The sequence below is a fragment of the Muricauda brasiliensis genome (assembly GCF_003057865.1).
GTDB lineage: Bacteria > Bacteroidota > Bacteroidia > Flavobacteriales > Flavobacteriaceae > Flagellimonas > Flagellimonas chongwuensis.
This window is the reverse complement of the sequence record NZ_QBTW01000012.1, coordinates 98,925-109,761: the sequence shown is the minus strand read 5'-3', so window position 1 is coordinate 109,761 and position 10,837 is coordinate 98,925. Positions and strand designations below refer to the sequence as shown.

General features: G+C 41.7%; 9 protein-coding genes. 5 read left to right on the top strand and 4 right to left on the bottom strand.

Annotated elements, in window-relative coordinates; all coding sequences use genetic code 11:
* The coding region (locus DCK90_RS09870) for a hypothetical protein (RefSeq protein ID WP_199912680.1) at window positions 1-1,416 on the bottom strand (1,416 nt) is incomplete at its 3' end.
* 48 nt (window positions 1,417-1,464) lie between these two features.
* On the bottom strand, window positions 1,465-4,368 hold the full coding sequence (locus tag DCK90_RS09865; protein ID WP_199912679.1) for a TonB-dependent receptor: 2,904 nt from the start codon (window positions 4,366-4,368) through the stop codon (window positions 1,465-1,467).
* A gap of 178 nt (window positions 4,369-4,546) precedes the next feature.
* Between DCK90_RS09865 and DCK90_RS09860 the strand changes: the two genes are divergently transcribed.
* Both DCK90_RS09860 and DCK90_RS09855 read left to right on the top strand, forming a co-directional pair.
* Window positions 4,547-5,233 (top strand): response regulator transcription factor, encoded by a 687-nt coding sequence (locus DCK90_RS09860; RefSeq protein WP_108246038.1) that lies wholly within the window; start codon window positions 4,547-4,549, stop codon window positions 5,231-5,233.
* Window positions 5,233-6,318 carry a sensor histidine kinase gene (locus tag DCK90_RS09855; protein WP_108246037.1) on the top strand — a complete coding sequence of 362 codons (1,086 nt, stop codon included), beginning with the start codon at window positions 5,233-5,235 and terminating at the stop codon, window positions 6,316-6,318. Before DCK90_RS09860 ends, DCK90_RS09855 begins: the two co-directional genes overlap by 1 nt.
* Here the strand turns inward: DCK90_RS09855 and DCK90_RS09850 are convergent.
* Entirely contained in the window at window positions 6,213-7,355 is a 1,143-nt protein-coding gene (locus tag DCK90_RS09850) for a glycosyltransferase (protein ID WP_108246036.1), read from the bottom strand. The two genes, DCK90_RS09855 and DCK90_RS09850, sit on opposite strands and share 106 nt — an antisense overlap.
* Window positions 7,356-7,440: 85 nt before the next feature.
* Between DCK90_RS09850 and trmB the strand changes: the two genes are divergently transcribed.
* From trmB to DCK90_RS09835, 3 genes are read left to right on the top strand one after another with little or no spacing between them, the layout of a single operon-like run.
* Window positions 7,441-8,109, top strand: coding sequence for a tRNA (guanosine(46)-N7)-methyltransferase TrmB (gene trmB, locus DCK90_RS09845; RefSeq protein WP_108246035.1), 669 nt, complete (start codon window positions 7,441-7,443; stop codon window positions 8,107-8,109).
* 3 nt (window positions 8,110-8,112) lie between these two features.
* Window positions 8,113-8,748 carry a LysE family transporter gene (locus DCK90_RS09840; protein ID WP_108246034.1) on the top strand — a complete coding sequence of 212 codons (636 nt, stop codon included), beginning with the start codon at window positions 8,113-8,115 and terminating at the stop codon, window positions 8,746-8,748.
* 1 nt (window position 8,749) lies between these two features.
* A complete protein-coding gene (locus DCK90_RS09835) occupies window positions 8,750-9,073 on the top strand; it encodes an MGMT family protein (RefSeq protein ID WP_108246033.1) in 324 nt (107 codons plus the stop codon).
* Between the two features lies 1 nt (window position 9,074).
* Here the strand turns inward: DCK90_RS09835 and DCK90_RS09830 are convergent, their stop codons facing one another.
* The gene (locus tag DCK90_RS09830) at window positions 9,075-10,736 is read right to left on the bottom strand and encodes an amidase (protein WP_108246032.1); all 1,662 of its coding nucleotides are present in this window, start codon (window positions 10,734-10,736) and stop codon (window positions 9,075-9,077) included.
* Between the last annotated feature and the right edge of the window lie 101 nt (window positions 10,737-10,837).

Genomic DNA, 10,837 nt, shown 5'->3' with positions numbered 1-10,837 from the left:
ATCCACACCTTCGGTAGTAGTTGCATCACCAGCAATTACCAATCCGCCCCAATCACCTGGCTCTTCGTTAGAAGAAGTCATAACAACAGGGTCGGTAGCAGTACCTTGAATATCGATCATACCACCTTTTTGTACTACGATGTATGTTTTGGTTTCAGTGCCTTCTTCAACATCGGCAACGATTCTTGTTCCAGCAGGAATAGTCAAAGTAGCACCGGATTCTACGCTAAAGCTTCCTTCCAGAAAATAGTCTACAGCTGGATCTAAAGTTAAATCAGAAGTTAGAGAACCTGTCAATTTGCTTTCTTCGATCACAAGTGCAGAATTTACCCATCCAAACATTTCTACGTCAACTGTGGCATCACCAACGTAAGATAGGTTGGGATTGGCATCTGCTCCTTCAATTTGAACGTTGGCCAATGGACCAGCGTCGCTCATCAATACAGATGTATCGTATCCGTTCAAAGAAAGTCCTGTAATGGTTGCTCCAGATTCTTTTTTAAACTGAAGGGCTGTACCTCCAACTGAAGAAACAGCGGTCAAATTAACCAAACTTGGGTTTTTGTTCTCTCCATCTGCTTCAACAACAGTAGAGAATCCAGAAGTGTGAACTACATAAGCGTTTGTCAATGTACCGTTCCATCCTTCAGTCCAGTCGATAGCATCATCTTCGTTGTTTTCTAAATAGAAGTTGGATGCGGAAACAGTTCCACCGAAGAACTCAACACCATCATCGGTACCGTTAAGTACGGCAACGTTACTTATTGTTGTACCTGAACCAACAGCGTAAAGGGTTAGACCGTTGTACTGAGATTCTGTACTGATTTGAGCACCAGCGTAGTTAATGATCAAGTAATCAATGCTACCAGAGTTGTCGGCATCGTCAGTACCTCCATAGATGATACCGCCTACTTCAGCTTCGGCATCCACACCTTCGGTAGTGGTTGCGTTACCGGCAAGAATTAAACCACCCCAGTCACCTGGCTCTTCGTTTGCAGAAGTAAGGATAACAGGGTTGGCCTCGGTACCTTGAACATCGATCATACCTCCTTTTTGTACAACGATGTAAGTTTTGGTTTCGGTACCATCTTCAACCTCGGCTGTAATTGTTGTTCCAGCAGGGATGGTCAAAGTAGCTCCAGACTCCACACTAAAAGAACCTTGTAGAACATAGGTCTCAGCTGGGTCTAGGGTCATATCCTCAGATATTGAACCTGTTAGCGTTGTAGCTGGATTTTCACATGGCTCGCAAGAACCACCACAGTCTACACCTGTTTCATCCCCATTTTGGATATTGTCATCACAGGTAGGCGTGGTTGGATTGTCCCCGCCATTATCGTCACCACTACAGCTGGTAAAAACCAGTGCCATTGTGGCCAGTGATAACATTGAAATTTTCAAAATTTTCGTTTTCATAAATGAAATGGATTTAGATTAATTATTAGACTACTGTATTGATTAGCGTTAAAAGGTATATTTAAGTCCAAGGCTAAATGTTCTGCCCAAAGTATAAGAGCGAACTACATCGGTAATAGTCTCCCTTTGTGGGGCTCCTGGGCCCAAACGTACTTCCCTGTCATCTGAAAATGCTTCCAATTCTGCTCTGCTTTCAGAAGTCAAGTAGTTTATGGACTGTTCTATTTTTGGATTTAACAAGTTTTGTCCGGATAACGATACTTGAAAGTTTTGTCCAAACTGCTTACTGATTTTTGAGTTCAACACCACGAATCCTTTTTCCAAAATGGCATCATTATAACGGGTATCCCAATCTTCTTGAGCTCTTGCAAACCCCATAGCAAAAATCTTGTCCGAAGCATAGCTTGCAGATACGTTGGCCACCCAATTGTTGGAGGTTTCCAAGTTTAAGCTGCTGTTCATAATCCAATCGGAAGCACCTTGTAAGGGGGCATTTTTATTGGTTCCGTATCTAAAGGTTTCTATAATTGCACCTTCTTCTGTGGTTCTTTCGATAAGGTCTTGCTCGTGCCACATTCTACTGGCGTTTAGTACCAAACTTAGTGTTGGTCCTAATGGGTTGCCGTCCTCATCGTTCATTTCAGGAGTGATGATATCTATTTTGGATTCTATCTCGATACCATAGATAGTGGCTTCTTCCCCTGTGTTTCTGAAGGTGAACAAGGCACCATCGGAACCACGTGCGCGTACTTTGTTGATGGGGTCTTCTATGCTTTTATAAAACAAGGAAGCAGAAATCAGCTGGCCCCTGGTTGGGAAGAACTCCCATTTAAGGTCAAAGTTGTTGGCGAACGAAGCTTCCAATGCATTATCTCCAACAGTACCAAAAACTTGTTGCCCTGTGGGGGAAATGTATCTAAAAGGAGCAATTTCCTTAAACTCTGGAAGTGTAATACTACGGCTGGCAGCAAAACGAAGGGCATGCTCTTCATTAAGTGCATATTTTATGTTCAAACTAGGATAAACGTTGGTATAATCCCTTGAAACGGAACCAACTTCACCACCAGGTGCATTGGCCACATCATAGTTTACTACGATTTCGTCTTGTTGCGCCCTAAGGCCGGCGTTAAAGTTCCAGTTTCCAAATCCAACATTAAAAAGAGCAAACCCTGCAATGGATTCATACTCACCGGTATATTCATCCTTTACTTCTCCAGCTTCGTTGGATTGGAAAGCGATAATTTCCAAAATATTGTTATTGAAGTTGGCATCTGTAAAAATCTGATCAAGATCATCCAATGAAGTGGAGCTTGGTCTATTGTCATCTACGTTGGAAACTCCATAAAAAGTAGATTCAAAATCTCTTGTCTTTTTTCTATAGTTCGCCCCAAGGTCAATGTAAAATTTTTTATTTTCTTCATCAATGATTTTCAGCCTATCTTTTAAGAGACCGTTGTACTCTTCATCATCAATTGTCTGGGAAAGTTTTCTTGATTCAAAGGCACTGTTTTCGTAGAGAAAAGCATTTACGGGGTCTGAGGTAAAGTTGATGATGTTACGAATCCTGTTCGGCTCATCGGCGTTAAGTTTGTTATAACTAACGGCCCAGTCCAATACATTTTTTTCTCCAAACTTGTGGTTACCGATCAATTGGGTAACAAACAAACGGGTCTGCTTGGTGTTCTGATCTCTTAAAAAATCAGAAAAATCTCCAATGGTCTCTTCCTGAATGTTACCAAAACCGTTTCTACCTCCTTCTGATACTACATCATCTAAGGTATTTACAAAAAGTGTAACAGATTTTATTATGTTTTTATCATCTTGGTAGGTAAGGTCCAACATGGCATTGTTTACATGCTCTGTTTCCCATTGTTGAAAATCTGTAATGGAGTCTGTAACGGTGACCTGATCATAAATCAAAAATTCGCCAGGGCTGTAATATTTATGATTTTTGGAGTTGGACAATGTACCGAACACCTTGAACTTGTTGTCAAAAAAGGATTTTCCACCACTAATGTTGACGCCCATATTGGCTGGCGTTTCAACGGTACTGGCGTCCCATGATTGGTTGGTGATTTGATCTCTGATATCGATATCGGTATCGTAAAATCCGAGAGAGGTATCTTCGTAGTTTGCTGTTACCTTAAAACCTTGCCCGTCCGAACCATCGCCAATAGCATTGGTGTTGGCTCCAATGGAAACACCCACTTCCAATTCACTGGTTCCGGACAATTCCCTTGAGGCAATATTTATATTACCGGAAGCTTGGTCGGCAGAAGTGGCAGCAGAATAGGTTTTGCTAATACTCACGTTTTGGATTACCCTAGTTGGGAACAAGCCAAGGTCTATGTTCTTTTTCTCGATGTCATCGGATGGAATAGGAAGACCATTAAAGGTAGTGGTCAAATATCTATCTCCAAGACCACGAACAAATACATCTCCAGAAGCTTCACTTTCAGTAACGCCGGAGATTTTAGTAGCGGCAGATTTTACATCGGAGATTCCTAAATTTCCCAATTCTACGGCACCAATACTTTCTTTTATCTCAATTGCACGTTTTTGGTCCAATAGCAAGGCGGTTTCAGAATCTTTCCTGGCTACAGTGGTAACTACTACTTCATCTAGTGCCATTCCCTGTCCAGCACTCATTGGAACGTCTACGCTAGTAACTTTTCCAGCTTCTACTGTTACATTTGGGATTTCTACGGTTTCATAACCTAAATAACTATATACTAAAATGTAAGTGCCCGGGGCAATCCCGGAAATTTCATAAAGGCCATCAAAATCGGAAGTAGTTCCAATAGTGGTCCCCTTAATTACCACATTGGCAAAAGCAAGTGGCTCATTGTTGTACTCTTGGTCGGTTAATTTACCGACAATGCTACCCGTGGATTGCTGGGCGCTGCTCAGTGATGTTGCCAACAAGGCAAAAATCAGTAAAAAATATTTCATTATCAGGTATATATTTGGCGCAAAGAACGCCACAGGTTGTAAAAGCCGTGTTAGTTGTATGTTAAGTGTTTATTTCAGTTTTGTTACAATAAGGTTACTAGATTAAATCAACGTTAAGCGTTTATCCCGTAAGTGTATTATCTTTACATTTGGGCGTTTAACACAGAAATACCATCCCATGAAAAACAAGGACATTAAGATTCTATTGGTAGACGATGAACCTGATATTCTGGAAATTATAAGTTATAACCTCTCTGCGGAAGGGTACGAAGTATTCACTGCCAAAAACGGAGTGGAAGGAGTTGCCAAGGCCAAGAAGAAAAGCCCCCATCTGATTATTATGGATGTTATGATGCCGGAAATGGATGGTATTGAGGCATGCGAAGTGATCCGGAACACACCGGGGTTGGATCATACTATAATCACTTTCTTAACGGCTCGTGGTGAAGATTATTCACAAGTGGCCGGTTTTGATGCCGGGGCCGACGATTATATCACCAAGCCCATAAAACCTAAAGTATTGGTAAGCAAGGTCAAGGCTTTGCTGCGACGATTGAAAGATGACAAGAAGGAAGTTGAGGATATCGTTAAGGTAGGGGACATTGTCATCAATAGGGAGGAATACAAAATTATTAACGATGGTGAAGAAATGGTCCTTCCAAGAAAAGAATTTGAACTCCTTTCACTTTTAACATCCAAGCCAAACAAAGTCTTTAAGCGAGAAGTGATCTTGGATAAAGTCTGGGGCAACGAAGTGGTTGTTGGCGGCCGAACCATAGATGTCCATATTAGAAAATTACGTGAGAAAATCGGCGACCACCACTTTAAAACCGTTAAGGGTGTGGGGTATAAGTTTGTACTCTAATGGCCATAAAACTAAAGAAATCATACAAATTTGCACTTCGATCTTCTTTGGTTATCACCATTTTGATCACTCTGGTATTTATAGGATTTCATATGGATGTTGACCATATAGATTGGTCGCACACCCTACTTTTTGCCTTGATATGTTTTGGTATCTGTTTTGCAATAATTCAAATCCGTGTAGAACGCTTCATTTATAGGCGAATCAAAAGAATTTATGATGATGTCTCCCTTCTGGAATCATCTTCCTTTTCCTCAAAACCTGTAACCACCGATATGCGCACTTTGGTACAGGAAATTGAAAAATTTGCCGAGGGAAAGAAAATAGAGATAGACACCCTTAAAATCCGAGAAGAATACCGAAAAGATTTTCTGGGCAACGTTTCTCATGAATTAAAAACACCACTATTTACGGTTCAAGGTTATATTTTGACCTTACTCGATGGCGCCATGAAGGATAAAAAGCTGCGAAAAAAATATCTACAACGTGCCAACAAAGGGGTAGAAAGGCTTATATATATCGTAAAGGATCTTGATCTTATCACCAAACTGGAAGCCGGTGAACTGAAATTGGAAAGAGAGGATTTTGATGTTATCGAGCTTATACAGAATACCTTTGATCTATTGGAAATGAAGGCTGCCCGCAAGGAGATATCCCTGACCTTTGACATGGAATACCTGAATCCTATCTACGTGAACGGGGACAAGGAAAAAATACAGCAGGTAATAAGTAATCTTTTGGTGAACTCTATTAAATATGGGTTGCCCAAAGGAACCACGGAGGTAAGTGTGGAAAACCTAATTAAAAATAAGGTGATCGTGCGGGTAACGGATAATGGAGGGGGTATCCCCAAACAGCATATTCCAAGATTGTTCGAGCGATTTTATCGAGTGGACCAAAGTGGCAGCAGGGCCGAGGGAGGGTCCGGTCTTGGACTTTCCATTGTGAAGCACATAGTGGAAGGCCACGGAGAAAAAATTTATGTGGAGAGCGAGGTCGACGTAGGTTCTGAATTCTCATTTACACTGGAAAAAGCCAAGGCTCCTGTGTCCGTAGCAGAGAAAACCTCAAACAAGGAGGAATAGTCGGTTGTCGATTCAAACTTTGCCAAACCTGAGAATTCTTCGATTCTGGATAAATCTTTCACAGTAAAATCCTCTTGACTGGAAAAAGGTACAAGTCCCTGCTTTTCCATTCGTTTCGCCAAATATTCCTGCTCGTATTGGCCTGGGGTAGGGATAAAAAATGCCTTCTTTTCCAATTTAGCTAGATCCATAACCGTGGTGTACCCCGATCTACATAGAATCTTGTCGCTCTGGTTTATGGCATTTTCCAGTTCTTCCGATTTCATAAAATTGTAGTGCCGTATTTTTCCTCTTGGGGTTTGAATCTCTTCCACAACCTGTTCGTCCTCTATTTTACCTTTTACAAAGAGAATATTGCCTTCAAATTGTTGTAATTCACTCAGTAGTTTCTCTTCCAGCATTGTTCGTTGTGGTTCCGGACCGGACAGTAAAACCATCAAGTCATTGGTGATGGCAAGTTGTTTTTTTTCAAACCGGCTTAAAGGACCCAAATACACAATGTTCAATTTGGATTTTTTTAAGTGGCCCAATTTTCCGGTCAAGTTGGGTTTGTCCTTTACATCGGGTACCCAGCAAGCATCAAATTTTTTAATGATTTTTTGATGTGCTTTGGAACTCATCCAAGTCGTGTTACCGGAAAGTACATTGAGTTGATGCGTAATAAATACACAGGGCACTTTTTTATAGTAGGCACCCAATCGGTTATCGGAGATAATTCCGCCCAAACCATGTTCTTTCACCAATTGCTTCACAGCCTTTTTCTCCTTTGCCATGGCCTTGAGCACCTTTGGTGAGTCCCATATCATTTTTATTTTGAAGTTCTTCCCCTTTTCGGCATACGAAATCTTGTAAGAAGGCAGTTCAAAGGCGGGCAAATTTGGAAATTCCTTTTTAAGTAAGGATAATGCCACCCCGTCCGATGCGATATGGGGTTGATGGCCATGCCGCAATAATTCTTGGATAATGGGTATGCACCTAGTAGCATGTCCCAGTCCCCAATTCAATGGAGCTACCAGAATACGTTTGGAAGAATTCATACCAACAAAAAAACAAAATACAAATTGCTTTTAGATTTCCTTAGTTTTGCCAAATCATTAATTTTTTGCTCAATAAAACACCAAAGTGGGAAGTAAGAATAAATTAAAAAGGTTCAAGGAGAACGAAACATTTGCCAATGTGGTCCAACCATCACGGGAAGATGTTATGGCCGGATTCGAGTACAAAGGCAAGTGGGCTTCCTTTTTTGGAAACAACAACCCGATCGTATTGGAGCTGGGCTGTGGTAAGGGTGAGTATACTGTTGGGCTTGCCCAAATAAACCCAGAAAAGAACCATATCGGAATCGATATAAAGGGTGCAAGATTTTGGAGAGGAGCAAAAACCGCTTTGGAAGAAAACTTGGACAATGTTGCCTTTTTGCGCTCACAAATAGAATTGGTGGATCATCTATTTGCAGAAGGGGAGGTGAGTGAAATCTGGATAACCTTTCCGGACCCACAGATCAAATACAAAAGAACCAAACATAGAATGACAAACCCTGAGTTTCTGGAGCGCTACAAAAAGATTCTTATTCCCGGGGGATTAATCAATCTAAAGACCGATAGCGAGTATATGCACGGCTACACCTTAGGACTTTTACAAGGCTTGGGACACGAAATTGTGTATGCGAATCATGATGTTTACAAGAACGAAGGAGCACCATCTGAAGTTCTTAAAATTCAGACTTTCTACGAAAATCAGTATCTTGAAAAAGGAAAATCAATTACCTATATCCAATTTAGGATCAACTAACCAATGACCCACGTACTCATACTCTTTTTTGCCACATTTTCGGCAGCCTTTATGGCCACCGTACCTCCCGGTTTGCTCAATATGAACGCAGCCAAGGTAAGTGTTGAAAAGGGAAAATTGAATGGGATCATTTTTAGTTTGGGTGTTTCCGGCACCATTATGGTACAGGCCTATATTGCGGTTTATATCTCTAAATTTTTGTACCGTAATCCAGAGGTGATTGATGTTCTATTTAAGATTGCGGTCGCTGTTTTTGCCTTTTTTGCCGTCTATTTTTTTATTATGGCCAAGCGCAACAAAACTCAGTCGCAGGCCATCAAAGACGTCAATCTGAGCAAAAAGAACAGTTTTTTTAAAGGGGTTTTGTTGGCAGCTCTCAATTTATTGACCATTCCATACTATAGTGGATTAAATGCCATGTGGAACGAGGCTGGGTGGATTAAATTCGAGGCCAAGGACATCACCACCTTTGTTGTGGCTGCCGGAGTAGGGACATTTTCTGTTTTATACCTCTACACTTTTTATTTTGATAAAATGGAGACAAAGACCAATCGCTTTTCCAAAAATTCAAATTATATACTGAGTGCTTTGATGCTTTTACTCTTGATCATTACCCTGATTCGAATAATGTACCGCTAACATGGAAGAGAAAAACTTTTTTGATAAAGTCTACGAAGTGGCCAAAGAGATTCCTTATGGCAGGGTTACCTCATATGGTGCCATTGCCAAATATTTAGGGGCTGCCCGCAGCGCTAGAATGGTAGGATGGGCCATGAACAATTCCTTGGCCAAAGATGTTCCGGCACATCGCGTAGTAAACCGGGTGGGTGTGTTAACCGGTAAGCACCATTTTGATGGGTCGAATATTATGCAACAACTCCTAGAGAACGAAGGAATTCCAGTAAAGGAGAATCAAATTGTTGACTTTCAAAAATATTTTTGGGATCCTGCCCAAGAACTTTGAATCAATATCCTGGAGGATGCAATTCATCAAAAGAGGTGTGGTCCTGAAAAGCTTTTGCCAGCAACAAAATACTTGCCTCATCATATAAATTGCCCACAAATGTCATGCTTGTTGGGTGATTCTTGTCATCCAGACCCGTAGGAACTGCAATGACCGGGTGACCTGTAAGGTTGGTGGCAGTGAGTTGGTCGTTCCCAAAAGAAGGCGAGATCAACACATCATAATTCTTCATCAAATCCTGCATTTTTTGAATGAGTACCTGACGTTGTCTATTGGCCTGAATATACTCAACTGCAGGAATGAACCTACTTTGCCTTAACGAGTTGGCCCTGGACCGCTGATCTTGCTCTACCATGATGTCGACTCCGCCCGAACGCACCAATTCATCGAAAAATGCTCCTGCTTCGGCCCTCAAAATAATATCAAACCCACGATAGGGTACCTCATCCGGCATTTCGACCTCAGTGGGTTCGATACCCATCTTTTTAAGTGAAGCAAGTGCCTTTCTAAGATTATCGCCGGATTCTGTTGTATCTTTTTCAATATCTTTTTTTAAGTAGGCCACCCTTAAATCTTTGATGTCCTTTTTCCAATCTACGCCAAATGGAAGGTCAATGGTCGTGAGGTCATTTTTATCCTTCCCTTGAATGGTTTCAAAAACAATGGCACAGTCCTCCGCGTTTCGTCCCAATGGACCCACTTTGTCCATGGACCAGCTCAAGCTCATCACTCCATGTCTGCTTACTCTCCCGTAAGTGGGCCTAAGGCCGGTTACGCCATTTCGTGTGCTTGGCGAAGTAATCGACCCCAATGTTTCCGTTCCCAAAGCAAAAGGCACAAGTCCTGCCGACGTTGCCGAACCTGACCCCGCAGAGGAACCACTGGCGCCTTGGGTTGTATCCCATGGGTTTTTGGTCTTTCCATCGAACCATACATCACCTCGGGCCAATGCCCCGGAGACCAATTTGGCCACTAAAATCGCACCCGCTTCCTCCAGTTTTTTAACAACGGTAGCCGTTTCGTTGATGAATTGGTCTTTGTACGGCGCAGCCCCCCAAGTGGTGGGATAACCTGGAACCGCCATCAAATCTTTGGTGCCATAGGGTATACCGTGTAGGATTCCCCGATATTTCCCATTTTTGATTTCTTCGTCGGCTCGCTTGGCCTGCTCCAATGCCAAGCTATCAGTGATGGAGATGCTGCATTGTAACGTAGGCTGATATTTTTTGAGTCGTGCCAAGAAAAATTTCGTGAGTTCCGTGGGCGTAATTTTTTGGTTTTTGATGAGCGATGCCAGTTGGGGAATCGTATAAAAAGCCAACAAATCATAAGGTTCGGGTACTTCAACATTATCTGGAATCTTCCACTCGGTTCCATTTTGTTGCTCGGGCATGGTAAATCCAAAAGGAGTTGGGTCAAAGCGAATTGCAGGGAAAACATCATTACCTATTGGATATTTACGCAGGGAATCAAAACCACTACGGTTTCGCTTTAAATAGGGATATAGGGTATCAATATCTTTGTTGGCAAAATGAAGTCCAATCAGTTTTTCCGACTTTTTTACATCTCTTTTTGTGAAAGAATTTTTGTTGGTGGAACATGAGAGCCACATCAACGAAATAAGCAATAGAAAAAAATGGGGGATTCTGATTTTTGGTAGCATGTTGGTCGGTTATTTCAAATAGCAGCTTCTAAGCTACATTTTTTCAAAAAAACGAACACAATAATCCAGCTCTTTTGTGCCTATCAGACATACTTTATTCG